The organism is Paludibacter jiangxiensis (assembly GCF_001618385.1).
Taxonomy (GTDB): domain Bacteria; phylum Bacteroidota; class Bacteroidia; order Bacteroidales; family Paludibacteraceae; genus Microbacter; species Microbacter jiangxiensis.
Genome location: NZ_BDCR01000004.1, coordinates 39,158 through 55,666, shown reverse-complemented (window position 1 = coordinate 55,666; position 16,509 = coordinate 39,158). Strand labels below are relative to the sequence as shown.

The following is a 16,509-nucleotide window of genomic DNA, read 5'->3' as shown; positions in this document are numbered from 1 at the left end:
ACTCATAGAAAAACGAGAAAATATGTCATACGAAACAGCTTTAAAAATCGTGGATGTCGTGAAAGACATTCAAAAAGGAAAATATCTCTTACCTGCAATTCAAAGAGAATTTGTTTGGGACACATATCAGATTGAACGATTATTTGATAGTCTTATGCGTGACTATCCGATTAGTTCATTCTTATTTTGGAAAGTTGAAAAAGATAAAGTACATGACTATGAATTTTACGAATTCCTCAGAAATTATCATGAAAGAGACAATACACACAATCCCAAAGCAAATATAACAGGTGAAGAAGAAATTACTGCTGTTCTGGATGGACAGCAAAGATTAACTTCAATTTATATTGCTTTAAAAGGAACCTACTCTTATAAATTACCACGCAAACGATGGGATAACGATCAAGCATATCCTAAACGTAAATTATATTTGAATTTAGTTAGAGGATCCAATGACAATGAATTAGAATATGATTTTAGCTTCTTAACTAGAGACGATATTGTAAATGATGCTAATAATTTTTGGTTTCCAGTCGGAAAAATTTTAGACTTAAAAGAGCCTGGTGATGTCAGCGATTATTTAAGTGAATTTGTGTTTGACGAGTACACAAAAGAAGCCAGGAAATTAGCAAATAAAACCTTATTTAAATTATACAATATAATTCACGAGCAAGGCTCTATAAGTTATTACTTAGAGAAAAGTCAGATTTTAGACAAAGTATTAAATATTTTCATTAGAATTAACAGTGGAGGAACTATACTGAGTTACTCTGATTTACTTTTATCAATCGCAACTGCACAATGGGATACTCGAGATGCACGAGAAGAAATTATTTCATTTGTAGATCAGATAAATAATATCGGAGATGGCTTTAATTTTAATAAAGATTTTGTATTGAAAGCCTGTTTAGTATTGAATGATTTTAAAGATTTTGCCTTCAAAGTAGACAATTTTAACAAGGCAAATATGCTTAAAATTGAGAATAATTGGGAACAAATCACTAACTCAATTCGTATAGCTGTTGGATTAGTAGCAAGTTTTGGTTTTAATAGAGAAACACTAACTTCGAATAATGCAATAATACCTATTGCTTATTATCTGAACAAAATAAATGCACAGGATAATTTCATTTCTTCCAATAAGAATATAAAAGAAAAATCAAATATTAAGAAGTGGCTTGTTTTGTCATTAATAAAACGAGCTTTCAGTGGACAACCAGACAATGTACTTCGCCCAATTAGAAAAATCTTACAAGAAACTAATGATGGGTTTCCTTTAGATGAAATAATTAACAACTTCAAAGGGACTAATAAGTCTTTGATATTTTCAGACGAAGATATTGAAAATTTATTGTACTATAAATATGGACAAGGTTTTACTTTCTCTGTACTTTCATTATTATATCCAAGTTTAGACTATCGCAACTTATTTCACATTGACCATATTTTTCCAAAGAGTCACTTCTCTGTATCCAAACTTAGAAAACGAAAAATAGAAGAAGAAGACATTACAATTTATCAGGATTGGTATAATTATATTGGAAATTTACAATTATTGGAAGCTACCCCAAATATAGAAAAACTCGATAAAGATTTCGACGTATGGTTCAATGATACATTTAGGACTGAAGGTCAAAAGAAGGACTATATGGAAAAACATTTAATACCAAATATAGACTTTAGTTTTAATAATTTTATTGTTTTTTTTCAAGAAAGAGAAAACCTTATGAGAAAAAAATTCAAAGAAATTTTGCAATAAAGAAAACATCCACGTATCAATCTATATTTGACCTCAGCTTAAGCGACAACTGTAATTTTCGCTAATCAGCATGGTTTTCGACCCTAATTAAGCCTAGTTTGTTAGGCGTACAGCTCCGCTTACGTCGGACATAAAACAAGAATCTTCTCTAATAAATAAAGACCAGAAAAGCGATAGTTTATTTCTATCGCTTTTTTGTTTGGAAGAAATATTACTACTTTTGCTGGAAACGAAATTACATTGCAGATAAAAGTCAAGACGGGTTCCGAACAAACTCATCTTGCATCCTGATTATGAAGAACAAGAAAACACTCTTACTATTGAGTTTGGTGCTATTGAGCTACAGTTTATACGCCGGTGATTTTACGCGCGACTGGCTCAACTATAAGCTGCCCGACAACTGGAAAGTAAAAACGGAGAAAAGCGTCAAATTCATGTCGTTCGCCGGCAAAAACAAGGTCGGATCGCTCGAATTCAGATATGACACCGATTCGGCAAAGCACACCCTGAAATACCTGGTGTTTGAATATCCGGCCAAAGACTCTGTGCTGGTAAAGAAACTGAACGCCTATGCCCTCCGCCAGTTAAAATTGAAGGAAACAGACATCAGCAAACCGTTTCTGAAAGATTTCGTGCGCAACGGCTTTTACTATTTTCTATTTCCACGGCCTGATTTCGCGCTGGAAGATTTCAAAGAATGCCAGCAACTGGCGAAGCTGCTTTTTGAGTTTTGAGGGAAGGAGAAAACAAGAGACTGTCTAAAAAAGGAATACTATTATTGATCCACTTATAAACAGAAAAGCTATCTCATTTGCCTACCCCTATATCCCCTAAAGGGGACTTTTACGCCAATAAAAATAGCAGATTTATAGCCCCTTCAGGGGTTTGGGGTAAAAACCAATTCGTAAGTGACAATAAAACAGTGAATGCATATTCAAGGCTAAAGCCCGCTTGGTCATTGATCTTTAATCTTCGCCCTAAAGGCGGAGTTATGCTAATCGGATGTAAGAGATTAACAAGTTATTTGGCGGATAAGCAGTAAGGATAAAAAAAGTCCGGAGAGAAGGAATTCTTTCCGGACTTTGTTGTTGTAATGGGTTATCAGAGTCTTATTCCGACACTTCAATTTTCAGGATCTTATCGCCACGACGAATCTGGTCGATCACGTCCAAACCTTCCACTACCTTACCAAAACAGGTGTGATGGCGGTCGAGGTGAGAAGTATTTTTGCGCGAATGGCAGATAAAAAACTGTGAACCTCCTGTATCGCGTCCGGCATGAGCCATAGACAACACGCCTCTGTCGTGGTACTGGTTGTTGCCTGTTAATTCGCAGGGAATGGTATAGCCGGGACCACCAGCACCTGTTCCGTCGGGACATCCGCCCTGAATCACGAAATCAGGAATCACGCGGTGAAAAGTCAACCCGTCGTAAAAGCCGCTTTTAGCCAGTTTAATAAAGTTTGCTACAGTTTTGGGAGCGTCTTGTTCAAAAAACTCAACCTGCATCTCCCCTTTTTCGGTAATAATTTTAGCCGTTGCCATAGATAAATAATTGTGTTACTTTTATGTGTGCAAAGGTCGTGATGTTTTGCTTTACTGCCAAATTTCGGAAGAAGATTTCCATATAAAGTCTCTAACATATAGCAAGATTCCGAATCTGAGACGATTCCAACACAAAGACTCAAAGACACGAATCTATTAATGATTATCGGCATCATGCCTAACTGTCTTCTTACGCCAAAGGCGTAACCCAAGAGTAACGCCCCGATTCATCGGGGTGCTGGCGCAAAGATCATCCCTGAACCGCGTAGCGGTATCCCGTTTGCAGGGAAACGCTTACAGCGTTATGTGAAAAATGCGACGATCCTCCACGCCGGGATAAATCCCGACGTTATTATTGGGACAACACCTCCGGTGTTTAGTGGTCGCTTGCGGATAATCATATTTATCAATCGCAAGCAAATAACGCGAATCGTTCATGTCTTTTAGATTTTTTGCGTGGATTTGCGTCATTTGCGTTCCATATTCATTTCTCAACAATTATTTGTTTATTTGCAGACCTAAAAACAATAACGCGCATTTGCAATGAATCCACATACTTACTACTCGGAGAGGATTGTCTCTCTTGAAAACGACCTCGCACTCCTGAAGAAAAAAAGCCGACTGTTATCATGGGCTCGTCTTATTGCCTTTGTGGGATTTGCGGGCTTTCTGATACTTTTCTTTACCGCCGGTCACCTCGCCCCGGCCATTATTGCTTCGCTTTTTTCTCTGGTGGCATTTACCATTCTCGTCAACCGCAACCTCCGCCTCGAAGACAAAATCACGTTCCTCACACATAAGGTGCAGGTGAACAAAGACGAACTGCTCTTTCTGGATCATAACTATCAGCAAAGGGAAACCGGCAGCGAATTTGCTACCATCAATCCTTTTCTGGCAAACGATTTTGACCTTTTCGGAACAGGATCGCTTTATCAATATATCAACAGAAGTTCGACCCGTGGCGGTAAAGCGGCATTGGCAAAAGCGCTTTGTACCCAAAACACCGATGCTGCTGATATACTCCGCAAGCAGGCGGCCATCGGGGAACTCTGTCAAAAGAACAATTTCATACAGGACTTTCAGGCAAACGGCAAATCGTATAAAGAAAACGGACACGAAGCCAATGCTTTGCAATCGTGGCTGGCCGAACCGGATGAGAGCTATTCAGGCGTGGTACGAACCGCAACCGTGCTGGCATTCATCAACATCGTATGGACGACCCTTGCAGCGCTCAATATCCTTACCTGGGCTTCGTTAGGCTTTCCTCTTTTTGTTTCGATACTGGTTGTGGGCAAGCAAAGCAAACGTATTATCAAGGCACATTCTCAACTGGAAAACATATCCGGAACCTTCGCTAAATTTAAGCATTTGTTCAGTCTGATAGAGGAAGAACAGTTTGCATCGGAATACCTCCAAACCTTGCAAAAAGCATTGTTTGGCAAAGAACAAAAAGCCAGTAGTGCACTTAATTCCCTTTTTCGTGTTCTGGCCTTGTTCGACATTCGGGACAACGTATTGCTGGCAGCATTACTCAACGCTTTCTTCTTATTCGACATTCATGTTTACTACCGGCTGTTGCGTTGGAAAGCAAAGTACAAGCAAGACGTTAACGGTTGGTTCTCAACGATGACCGAAATCGACAAATTAGTAAGTCTGGCAACTTTTGCTTTCAACAATGGCGAACAGACTGTTTATCCGGCTATTACGCAAGATGAGTTCAGGATAATTGCCTCCGACATGGGGCATCCCCTGCTGCCGCCCGCAGGTCGTGTCAATAACTCCATCACCATTTCGGGCACTCCTTCGGTGGTGATCATTACCGGCGCAAATATGGCCGGCAAAAGCACCTTTCTGCGCACCGTGGCCGTCAACCTTATACTGGCAATGAACGGAGCGCCGGTGCCTGCAAAACAGTTTGAGTTTACTCCCTGCAACATTCTGTCGAGCATCAAAATACAGGATTCGCTCGCAAATCACGAATCCTATTTCTATGCCGAGCTCGTTCGCCTGAAAGAGATCATTGAACAGGTGGAGCAAAATCCCCGCACGCTGGTCATCCTCGACGAAATACTGCGCGGCACCAACACCAAAGACAAACAGACGGGCTCTTTAGGGCTGCTGGATAAACTCATCAGTCTGAACACAATGGTAATCATCGCCACCCACGACCTGGTAATCGGCAATATGGAGCAAAAGTATCCGGATTACGTTTCAAACCATTGTTTTGAAGTGGAATTGACGGACGATCAGCTGTTCTTTGATTACAAGCTGAAGGACGGCATCAGTAAAAAGCTCAACGCTTCTTTCCTGATGAAGAAAATGGAAATAATAGACTGATAATTAGAGATTATATTATTAAAGATTGAAGATAACTTCATAAAAACAAATTTGTTCTTTGCCTGCGGCAGGCCTTACTTTTTGACGCAAAAAGTAAGCAAAAACAGTGACGGAAACGAGGCACGAGTTCTATGTGTCCTTAAAAAATAAACATATATCACATAAAAGAACTCGTTCGTTCAGCCATGAAACTTTTCCTCGTTTACAATTTTCTGTAGTTGGCCTACTCACTCAAACAGCTTTCCGTCGGTTTGGAATTTTTGTTTACCCTTCGGGTCTGGCTTCGCCAACCATCATACCAATACATACCTAATAAATAATCATTTACCATTATAACTAAGGCCTAAATGACGGAGCTATAAAATGACTGCGATATAAGCACGCCTGTATGCTATCTATCAGATTCACTTTCCCCTTCCATTTGCTGCCACTTCTTTCGTACAGAAATATCTACTAATATTTTTTCTGCATTTAAACTTTTTCTATCCTTGCGAGTCTAATGTCTATAATAATTGAGCGGTGTTAACGTTATAGTAGCATCGTTCAATATGTGCCAAACGAGAAGAGAGTTCCTTTAATTTTTCTAATCGAATAACAAAAGAGTATGAATGCCTTTTTGCTTGAATTACCCTATGTTTTGGTACCTTTTGCAATGACAATGATTTGTCGCAATGTGAATTATTCGCTCCGGGAATATACCTTTTATGGTACCGGTATCCTGATCTTCTTATACCCGGCCTTGCTGGTATTAGCTGAGAACATGCTGGAGGTTAGCACTTCCTGTCCGTTAATAGACCATCATTTAGTCGGCTATTTTCTTATAAACACACTGTTCTTTGTTCCTCTCACGCTGCTATTACAATTGATTTTCAACGCCATCCTTCTGCGTGACGAAGAAAATGAATGGAACGAAATTGAGTAATGTTTTTCTTACACAAAACGACAAAGGAGCTGCTTTCGCAACTCCTTTATTGTTTTAAATTTCCTGATTGAATTCAAGGGGCACAAGCTATGTTCAACGAAAATCGCGTCTCCGGTCAATTCTTCTTTTTATAGCTTAATACGGCCCAGGTATTAAAGGCAAGAGCAAAACCGACAAGCGCGCCCAACTGAGGCAACATATCTGCAATACCACTTCCTTTCAGATAAACAAGCCGCATTACCTGCATAAAATACTTCAACGAGTTAAATACCGTAATGGTTTGTGCCCACTGTGGCATACTGCTAACAGGAGTAAATAATCCGCTCAGCATAATGAGCACCATGATAAAGAAATACATCACAAACATGGCTTGTTGGATCGTGTCGGAATAGTTGGAAATTACCAGACCGAATCCTGAGATGCCCAACACATAAATGGCTGCAAAAAGGTAAATAGTGCTGAAATGCCCGGCGGGTACCAGTCCGTACACGAGCCATGCCACCCCAAAACTCACCGTAATCACCAACGAGCCTATAATCCAGAAGGGCAACAACTTGGCGACAATAAATGTAAACTTCGGAACCGGTGTCACGTTGATCTGCTCCATGGTTCCGGCTTCCTTTTCATTTACAATATTGAGAGCCGGCATAAAACCGCACAACATAGTAAGCACCATCACCATCAGTGCCGGAACCATAAACACCTTGTAGTTGAGATTGGGATTGAAGCGATAGTATGGAACTATATCAATCGTCGGAGTAATTGAAGCCCTGCTTATTTGACCCGATTCCTTGCGCAAATCGGATGCAAATCCATTGATGATATTGGCCAGATAACCGGTACTCAGACCGCCCTTCGTTCCATTCACCGTATTGGCAGCCACCAGCAGCTTGGCATGCTGATCCCGCTCCAGTTCCTTTTCAAACCGCGGAGGTATTTCCAAAACCACGTCGGCATTGTTCTTTTCAACACTCTTTAATGCCTGATCATATCCGGGCGAAACATCCGTCAGTCGGAAATAACCCGAAGAAACGATCTTCTGCGTCAATCGTTGAGAAAAACTACTATGATCGTGATCGACAATACTGAGATTAATATTGCTGATTTCAAAGTTGGCCGCCCAGGGAAACACCAGCAAAACCATGACGGGAAACATCACAATCATACGTGGCAAAAAGGGATTGCGCAACAATTGTTTGAACTCTTTTTCGATTAAAAAACGTAGCATATCAATTATTCTAATCTGATTTTAAACTTCTTCATGCTGACAGTGATCAGGACGACTACCATAACAAAAAGCACTGTCACCTCTTTGCCCACGGCGGCAATCCCCACCCCTTTAATCATCAGGCCTTTTACTGCCGAAATATACCATCGTGCCGGTATTATATTGGAAATACCTTGCAAGATCGCAGGCATATTTTCAATCGGGTAAATCATCCCCGACAAAAGGATAACCGGCAGCATCAATCCCATAGCAGATGCCAGCATAGCAGCCATTTGAGAACTCACCAGTGTGGACACCAGTAACCCGATGGAAAGCGAGACAAATATGAATAGCAGCGACACGACAAACAACCAGATAAGACTTCCGGCAACCGGCACATTAAGAACGAAAACCGCCAGCAATAACACTGTGATAAGATTGATGGCCGACAAAGTGAAATACGGAACGGCCTTGGCCAGAATAATATAAATTGGTTTCATGGGCGACACCAGTAGAATCTCCATTGTTCCCATCTCTTTTTCGCGCACAATGGCAATTGAGGTCATCATGGCACAAATCAGCATCAGAATCATTCCCAACACTCCCGGCACAAAGTTGTAGGCCGCTTTCATCTGAGGGTTATAAAGCAACTTTACCTCCGGTTGAATCTGATACGGAACCTTGTTTTGCTCCATCAACTCCTGCTGATAGTCGCCAATAATGGAGGATGCATATTGTACCAACTGCGTAGCCATATTGGGATCGGTAGCATCAGTCAGCAATTGCAACTGGGCTTTGCCGGTATGGAGCAGGTTCTCGTTGAACCGTTCGTCAAATACGACGGCCATACTGATATTTCCATCCTGAAAAGCATGTGTCAGCTCCTGTTGGCTTTTCACATAGCGCACAACGGTAAAGTACTGACTTGCATCAATTTGATTGACAATTCGCCGGGTTGCAACATCATTCGAAGGATCGAGCACTACAACTTTGGCATTTTTCACTTCGTTGGTAATAGCAAAACCAAACAGAATAAGTTGAATGATAGGCATTCCCAGCAATATGAGCATTGTTCGCTTGTCACGAAAAATATGGTAGAATTCCTTCCTGACAAAGACAAGGAAAACGCTTCGGTTAATTAATCGCTGAATGGGTTGGAATATGTTTTTTAGTGCATTCATTATTCACTATTCTTTGTTAATTGCTAATTATCGCTTCTCGTGGCATTGCGGGCTAACCGGTGAAAAACGCTATCCATAGTATCAGCTTCAAACTGCCGTTTCAGATTACCGGGGGTATCAAGCGCCTTTATTTGACCGTCAACCATTATGGAAACACGGTTGCAATATTCCGCCTCATCCATATAGTGCGTTGTTACAAAAACAGTTATACCCTCTGATGTTGCTTCGTAAATCAGCTCCCAAAACTGGCGGCGTGTCACCGGATCGACGCCCCCTGTGGGTTCGTCAAGAAAAACAACTTTCGGCTGATGAAATATAGAAACCGAAAAAGCCAGTTTCTGTTTCCATCCAAGCGGAAGCTCTTTTACCAGGGTATTCCGTTCGGAGGTAAAATTGAGGCGCTGTAATAAAGCATCCGTCTTCTGTGCAATCTCTTTATCGCGCATCCCGTAAATACCGGCAAACAAGCGAATATTTTCCCATACTTTCAGGTCGTTGTAGAGCGAAAACTTCTGGCTCATGTAGCCGATACTGGCTTTCACCTTTTCTACCTCACGGTCAATATCAAAGCCAGCCACACGTCCATGACCCTCGGTGGGTTTACTCAGTCCGCAGAGCATCCGCATGGCTGTAGTTTTACCGGCTCCGTTAGCCCCAAGGAAACCAAATATTTCGCCTTGTTTCACATCAAAAGTAATATGATCAACTGCTGTGAAATGGCCAAACCGCTTCACCAGATTGTCGACTTGAATCACGTTGATTGATTGGTCTATCATAATATTTTTATTTCAGCAGATCCATAAAACAATCTTCAATGGTCGCCCCGGCAGGTCTGATCACAATGTCAACGTGGCCTTTGCCTTCAAGATATGCTTTTAGATCATCCATCTTTAATTGTTCATTCGTAATTGTAACATGATGTGTATCACCAAATGCAAAACAGCTACCAATTGCCGGATGCTCCCTCAAATCGATCAAAAGGGTGTGCATATTGCGACTTTGCAACGTCCACAGAATTTTACCAAACTGATTGGTGATATTTTCAGGAGTGTCTATTTTGAGTATTTTTCCATTATTAATGAGCGCGATACGATCGCAAAGACTCGCTTCATCCATGTAAGGTGTCGAAACAAGAATCGTAATACCTTCCTGCTTCAGTTTCTTCAATATCTCCCAAAATTCTTTTCGGGATACCGGGTCGACGCCTGTAGTCGGTTCGTCGAGAAATAAAACCGATGGCCTGTGAATCAAAGCACAGCTTAACGCCAGTTTCTGCTTCATTCCGCCCGACAATGCTCCGGCACGGCGTTTTTTAAAAGGTTCAATCTGGCAATAGATGTCCTTAATGAGGTCGTAATTCTCTTCAATGGTGGTATTGAACACAGAAGCAAAAAAAGTAAGGTTCTCTTCCACGCTCAAATCCTGATACAGAGAAAACCGACCCGGCATATACCCTACCCGCTTGCGAATTTCTTTGTAGTCCTTCACCACATCGTAACCATCCACCGTTGCAGAACCACTTGCCGGCAATAAAAGAGTGGTAAGAATGCGGAACAAGGTAGTTTTTCCAGCTCCGTCAGGTCCGATAATACCGAAGAGCTCCCCGGGATTAACCTCAAAGCTGACATCCTGCAACGCGGGTATCTTCTTATAGGTTTTATTCAACGATCGACACTGAACAGGAATCATTGCTTGTATATTGTTTTGTAAAGACATAAAGATCAATTTGAAAAATTCAATCTCTTCAAATTTTCAAATTAGTTGAATTTCACTTCGCCGTACATTCCTATTTTAATCAGGCCGTCGTTTTTTACGGCAATCTTTACGGCATACACCAGATTTGCGCGCTCGTCTTTTGTCTGGATGGTTTTGGGTGTAAATTCTGCTTTGTCGGAAATCCACTCAATCTTGCCGGAATATTCTTTGGTGTCGTTATCCCCTTTATCAATATAAACTTTCACAACCTGACCCAGTTTAATTTCTGACAGCTGCCCATTTGTTACATAAGCACGCAATTTCATATTACCCGTGTCTGCTATTTTATAGAGAGGCTTGCCCTGAGCTGTAACTTCATTCGATTCCACATATTTGGTAAGCACTGTGCCTGAAAGAGGATTCACAACACGGCACTTTGCAAGCTGGTCGTTCAGCTGGTCTATCTGTGCCCTGAATGCAGCCGCATCTTCAATCATTCCTCGATCGGAAGTGGAAAGCGACGACTGTTGCGCAACCAGCTGTTTTTCCAGCACAGCCAGTCCTGAATTAATATCGTCAAGCTGTTTTTGATTTGCAGCGCCTGCCTTTACCAGATTTTCAAAACGGTGCTTTTCTGTTTTCTGCGTTGCAATTTGCTGCTGGAGTGACGCTATCTGTTTGCTGATTTCCGGGCGGCGGCTTTGTACGGCCTGCACACTTGCGAGTAACTGTTTTTTCTTCAGGTAAAGCTGGGTGCTATCAATTGTGCCGATAACCTGACCGGCTTCCAGAGTGCTGCCTTCTTCCGCAGCGAAAGAGAGAATCTTTCCGTTGGCTTCGGATGAAACAATCACTTCTGTAGCCTCAAACGTTCCTGAAGCATCCGATTGAATTTTAGAGCCATGACACGATGTGAGTCCCGTTGCCAAAGAACTCGCTGCAACAAGAATGTAGAGTAACTTCTTAGTTTCCATATTATTCTATTTTCTATTGTTTATTTCAAAAGCAAAATATACGCTTAGTTATTAGTTGTTTCTTTCAGATTGTAAATAGCCTGCAGGAGTTGTATTTCGTGAAGCGCTTTATCCTGCTTCGCCTGACTTTCTGCGTTGACATCTCGAATTAAATCACTCACAGACAAGGTACCGTTCAGAACTTTTGCCTGCGACGCATTTTTAATATTGGTTCTCAGCCTGATAATTTCGTCATCGTCTGTAATAACGGCCCCAATTCTGGCTATCTCATTTTTCTGCTGTATCGCCTTCAGTTGACTATTGAATAAGAACGTCTCTTTTTGGACATTGACGCTATGTTTATTCAGCTCAATTTTTCGCAGGTTATTTTTCTGCGTGTAGAAGCCCCCGAAATTCCACGAAAGACGAACACCCCCGATATAAAACGGAGCGAAATCATTGTTAAGCATATTCAATCCGGGCCGGCCGACACCACCCTGCACAAACATGTTGAGTTTTGGCATATTGCCCGCTTTAACCGAGCTGATTTGGGAATCGAAGAGAGAATTCTGAGCATCAAACAGTTTTAATTCCGGACGGTTATTGGTATCGGCCACCATGTTTTTCTCCGGTTTAATCAACGTATTGGGTTTCGTAACCGGCTCTCCGATAAAAGCTGCCAGCATATCGCAAAACGACTTTTGAGTAGCTGCCATTTCTGTTCTTCTCTGTTTTGCTTTGAGCTGTTCTACCCTTATTGCATCGAGATCTGCCTGATTTCCGATACCTCCTTGCATATAGGCCGAAATTTTCTCGCAATTGGTCTGCAATTCTTTTTGAAGCAAATCATTCTGCACCAATTGTTCGTTAAGCGATAGTACACCGAAGAACAATTGGTTGACACGATCAGTCAACGCATAGAGGTCGACCTCATTTTTTTGCGCATCCACCGACGATGATGCTTTGGTAATATTTTTCTGGGATTTGATTACACCTCCGTCCCATATCAGTTGGTTCAATTCAGCCGTTGCCTGATACTGATCCTTACTCATACTTGACACCGTAATTCCCGGAAGCTTTATCGGCAATTGGGTTACCTCCGATTGATAGGTTGCCTTTCCCGACAACGAAAACTGAGGTAAATATCCTTTGTTTGCATTCGAAAGCGAATATTCTTCTGTCTGCCGAATGAGATCATATTGCTTGATAAGCGGATAGTTTTCCTTGGCTTTCTGCTGGCAACTCTCTATCGTAAGCTGAGCCATTACCGGCTGAAAAGCTCCCCAGATTAAACCTGCAATTAAGATAAATTTCTGCTTCATAATATAGTATGCTATAATTGATTATTTATGGTCTGAGGCTTGAGAGGATTACCTTTACGTGTTCCTGCTTGCGGTGCTCTATCATTTGTTCATACTGCTTATCATCCAGTTGGGCAACCGATTTGAAAATATTGCCTGCCAGAAATAGCATTGCATTTAACGACACAACATTAAAAATCACGTCCATAACCGTTGTTTCACGTATTCTCCCGGCTTTGATCTCTTCCTGCAATTCTTCTTCAAACTGTCGGAATGCCGTATTGGGAAGAGCCGATAATTTCTTCTTAAAAGCCTCTATTCTATCCGGGTTGGTAGTAAATTCATTCATTACCAAAAATGGAAGACGAGGGTTCGCCCGTATCAGTTCAAAGTGAGATTCAATCTTTATCTTCAATTTCTCTTCGAATGAAAGGCCCGGAGCTTCTCTTTCCTGATAGGTCGCAACAACCAGTTTTATCTTTTGCTCAAAAATCGACTGGAATAAGTTTTCCTTAGTCCTGAAATAGTAGTGCACCAATGCCTGATTACAACCTGCCTTTTTTGCAATTTCAGTGGTCGATGTCATGGCAAAACCTTTTTCCAGAAACAACTGTTCTGCTGTTTCCAATATTTTTTGTTCTAATCCTGCTTCCTGTTCTTGTGTCATCGCTAATACTTCTATTTAATACTATAATTTAATAGCTCTATTAATAAGCGCAAAGGTATATATGATTTAGAAAGACAACAACACCGCAAACAACTTATTAGTATTTTTTAATATTCAAGACATTCTCAAACAAAATAAAGCCCTCAATATTAAATAAATACTGAGGGCTAAAATTCGTTACCGAAAATGAGTAAAAGAGGTTTTAATCTTTGGAGGACCTGTAGATGTGGTGTCTTTATTGGTACACAGGAAAATCGTACCGTCATCAAAAGAGTGTAACACCTTCAGTTTTTTGCTTTTTTTTATATCTCTCAGGGAAAGAATTTCCGGATTAGGATCTGTATAAAACCAGATAAGCACGATGGGCGATTCGTCCTTAAACATCTTCACATCATTCTTATACGCTCTTTCGGGGACTGCATCCACCGCGTAGTTGGTATAAAAATAAACCGCCTGATTATGATTGGAATAGACAACCGAATCAGCATTAAAGTAAATACGGTTACGCTGAAGAAACGTTACCGTTGGAGATTGCCGCCAACAATCTTCGGTATAACCGGGAATACCCGATTCGCGCATAAACGAATAATTCTCCGCATTAATTGAATAATAGTTTGAACATACCGCCACCGCTATTACCGTAAAAATGAGCCCGACGCCCCACTTATGGCGTTTCCTTTTCAGTGCTCTGATCCACGCCGGAACCTTATAAGTAATTCCCCATAAGAAAGGAAGAAATGCAGCAGAAAGCAAGCGGTTGTTTATTTTTTCATATCGTGAAATTGTCGAAGAAAGAATGATAAACCCGACATAAACAATAAAAAAGGCGATCACAATATTCTCATACGAATGATAATCTTGCTTCTTCTTCAAATTCTTAACAAACAACCACACGAACAATGCAATAACCAACAGCCCTACTAAGACAAAGAAAACATGGCTATTTCCCCACAGCGAAGTCCAGTCGGAAAGCACATTGCCGGAATAGGCAATATTGTCTGACAAAGGCGTGATTCCTTTTTGTCTTTTGCCGGTTACAAGACCGGTTGCAAATGCATTATGAATAAGATTAATGGTAACAAGCGAACAGCCGATCACTCCGAATGTAACCAGATGCTTTACTTTTTGCTTCCATTTCAATTGTTTATCAAGGAACAACAATAGCTCACCCGCCGCCACGAAGGTAATCCCGGCATATCGGGTATCAAAAGCGATTGCAGCAACTACCGCCGGCATCAGCAATGATCTCAACGAATGATTTCGGTAATACCGATGCAGAGAAAAGAAGAAAAGCAGGGACAAAATAATAAAAAGAGTCTCGGACCATAACATTGAGTAAACCTCTATCAGCGAAGGGCTCGTTGCAATAGCCACCAAAAGAATTCCTTTGTACCATTTCGAACGACGAATAAACCGTTCCATGATTACACCGCTCAAAAAAATCACGACCGAGAACATCAGGCCATTCAAAACCGGGGCACATGCGATAACATCGAGGCCGGTCACAAACATGACAAAGGAGAGGAAAAGAGGATAAAGCACTGGAAAGTCCACCAACGGATGCCCGCCAAAAATAAAGAAGCCCTTACCCGCAATAAGATTTCTGGCGGTACTGGTATAAGCAATAGAATCGGGCGAAATGCCTATTCCTCCATGCTTCGTAAAGAGATAAATGATTATAAACCCGGCCAAAGATGCAAGCAATGAATCTCCGTGTTTTTTGAACCACTGTAAAAGAAGCGATACATCCATGAGAAGCAAAGTTGAGATTGGTTATGGTTTTGGTTATAAATCAGATAATTGCAAGCAAGAAACACTAAACAGAATCCTGTTAACAATTGCAGATGCAAAGTTAATAAGAATGTATAAGATTTGAACCAATAATTCATTCAGTAACGTAACAAAAAAAACGACCTTCTCAAAAGAGAAAGCCGTTTTAAAGTGCGACAAACAATTAATTACTCTCTTGTTTGTCAATGTAAAAAATCAGTCTGTGGTTAGCCTAAGAAACTTTTCAAAAGTTTACTTCTTGAATTTGAACGCAATCTGCGAATGGCTTTTTCTTTAATCTGGCGAACACGTTCACGGGTTAACCCGAATTCATCGCCGATTTCTTCCAAAGTCATTTCAGCACGTCCTATTCCGAAGAACATTTTAATTATTTCACCTTCCCGTTCGCTAAGCGTAGAGAGGGCTCTGTCAATTTCCATCGAAAGAGATTCGTTAATCAAACCACGGTCGGCGTGAGGCGCATCTTCATTGATGAGCACATCCAGCAAGCTGTTGTCTTCACCTTCCACAAAAGGAGCATCCACCGAAATATGACGGCCGGACACCTTGAGAGTTTCAGCAATTTTTTCAACCGGGATTTCTAACTGATCAGCCAACTCTTCGGCCGATGGACGACGTTCGTTTTCCTGTTCGAAACGAGAAAACGCTTTGTTGATTTTGTTGAGTGAACCTACCTGGTTCAGCGGTAAGCGTACAATACGCGATTGTTCCGCTAATGCCTGCAAAATGGATTGACGAATCCACCATACAGCATAAGAAATAAATTTGAACCCACGTGTTTCATCGAATTTTTCTGCAGCTTTAATCAAGCCAAGATTCCCTTCGTTAATCAGGTCGGGCAAACTAAGCCCCTGATTCTGGTACTGTTTTGCAACTGAAACGACGAAACGCAGGTTAGCACGAGTCAGCTTCTCCAAAGCACGGCGATCGCCTCTCCGGATACGCTGAGCTAAATCGACTTCTTCTTCAACGGTAATAAGTTCTTCGCGTCCAATTTCTTGCAGATACTTGTCCAACGAAGCACTCTCGCGATTCGTAATCGATTTGGTAATTTTTAGTTGTCTCATTGATTTTTATGACGGAAAAATAAGCTTGCAAATTTACTCATTTTTTGAGCCAAATGCAAATTTTTCTTGCTAAAAGTTGTTGCAA

The 16,509-nt window shown here is 41.2% G+C and carries 12 protein-coding genes and 2 pseudogenes; 4 read left to right on the top strand and 10 right to left on the bottom strand.

Features of this window, described 5'->3' with window-relative positions; genetic code table 11:
- The first annotated feature begins 22 nt into the window (after nucleotides 1–22).
- Nucleotides 23–1,759: a DUF262 domain-containing protein gene (locus tag PJIAN_RS10430; protein ID WP_068704795.1), complete on the top strand. Its 1,737-nt coding sequence runs from the start codon at nucleotides 23–25 to the stop codon at nucleotides 1,757–1,759.
- 293 nt (nucleotides 1,760–2,052) lie between these two features.
- Nucleotides 2,053–2,493 (top strand): hypothetical protein, encoded by a 441-nt coding sequence (locus tag PJIAN_RS10425; RefSeq protein ID WP_068704793.1) that lies wholly within the window; start codon nucleotides 2,053–2,055, stop codon nucleotides 2,491–2,493.
- Between the two features lie 375 nt (nucleotides 2,494–2,868).
- On the opposite strand, the gene PJIAN_RS10420 is transcribed toward PJIAN_RS10425, so the two are convergent.
- Nucleotides 2,869–3,303 (bottom strand): peptidylprolyl isomerase, encoded by a 435-nt coding sequence (locus PJIAN_RS10420; protein ID WP_068704791.1) that lies wholly within the window; start codon nucleotides 3,301–3,303, stop codon nucleotides 2,869–2,871.
- Between the two features lie 543 nt (nucleotides 3,304–3,846).
- Between PJIAN_RS10420 and PJIAN_RS10415 the strand changes: the two genes are divergently transcribed.
- Nucleotides 3,847–5,640: a MutS-related protein gene (locus PJIAN_RS10415; protein WP_068704789.1), complete on the top strand. Its 1,794-nt coding sequence runs from the start codon at nucleotides 3,847–3,849 to the stop codon at nucleotides 5,638–5,640.
- 604 nt (nucleotides 5,641–6,244) lie between these two features.
- Nucleotides 6,245–6,562 (top strand): hypothetical protein, encoded by a 318-nt coding sequence (locus PJIAN_RS10410; protein WP_068704787.1) that lies wholly within the window; start codon nucleotides 6,245–6,247, stop codon nucleotides 6,560–6,562.
- Between the two features lie 115 nt (nucleotides 6,563–6,677).
- Here the strand turns inward: PJIAN_RS10410 and PJIAN_RS10405 are convergent, their stop codons facing one another.
- The 9 genes and pseudogenes from PJIAN_RS10405 to PJIAN_RS10365 all read right to left on the bottom strand — a co-directional run bounded on the left by PJIAN_RS10405 (nucleotide 6,678) and on the right by PJIAN_RS10365 (nucleotide 16,424).
- Nucleotides 6,678–7,790, bottom strand: a complete 1,113-nt coding sequence (locus PJIAN_RS10405; protein WP_068704785.1) for an ABC transporter permease — start codon at nucleotides 7,788–7,790, stop codon at nucleotides 6,678–6,680.
- Between the two features lie 5 nt (nucleotides 7,791–7,795).
- A complete protein-coding gene (locus tag PJIAN_RS10400; RefSeq protein WP_068704783.1) occupies nucleotides 7,796–8,950 on the bottom strand; it encodes an ABC transporter permease in 1,155 nt (384 codons plus the stop codon).
- 23 nt (nucleotides 8,951–8,973) lie between these two features.
- Nucleotides 8,974–9,705, bottom strand: a pseudogene (locus tag PJIAN_RS10395) (ABC transporter ATP-binding protein); the annotation flags it as partial.
- A 256-nt stretch (nucleotides 9,706–9,961) separates the two neighbouring features.
- Nucleotides 9,962–10,639: pseudogene (locus PJIAN_RS10390) on the bottom strand (ABC transporter ATP-binding protein); the annotation flags it as partial.
- 68 nt (nucleotides 10,640–10,707) lie between these two features.
- A complete protein-coding gene (locus tag PJIAN_RS10385) occupies nucleotides 10,708–11,619 on the bottom strand; it encodes an HlyD family secretion protein (protein WP_068704781.1) in 912 nt (303 codons plus the stop codon).
- Nucleotides 11,620–11,663: 44 nt separating this feature from the next.
- Nucleotides 11,664–12,920, bottom strand: a complete 1,257-nt coding sequence (locus PJIAN_RS10380) for a TolC family protein (RefSeq protein ID WP_068704779.1) — start codon at nucleotides 12,918–12,920, stop codon at nucleotides 11,664–11,666.
- Nucleotides 12,921–12,945: 25 nt separating this feature from the next.
- A complete protein-coding gene (locus PJIAN_RS10375; RefSeq protein WP_068704778.1) occupies nucleotides 12,946–13,566 on the bottom strand; it encodes a TetR/AcrR family transcriptional regulator in 621 nt (206 codons plus the stop codon).
- 177 nt (nucleotides 13,567–13,743) lie between these two features.
- The gene (locus PJIAN_RS10370) at nucleotides 13,744–15,318 is read right to left on the bottom strand and encodes a putative hexosyltransferase (RefSeq protein ID WP_068704776.1); all 1,575 of its coding nucleotides are present in this window, start codon (nucleotides 15,316–15,318) and stop codon (nucleotides 13,744–13,746) included.
- A gap of 245 nt (nucleotides 15,319–15,563) precedes the next feature.
- On the bottom strand, nucleotides 15,564–16,424 hold the full coding sequence (locus tag PJIAN_RS10365) for a sigma-70 family RNA polymerase sigma factor (protein ID WP_068704774.1): 861 nt from the start codon (nucleotides 16,422–16,424) through the stop codon (nucleotides 15,564–15,566).
- Nucleotides 16,425–16,509 lie beyond the last annotated feature (85 nt).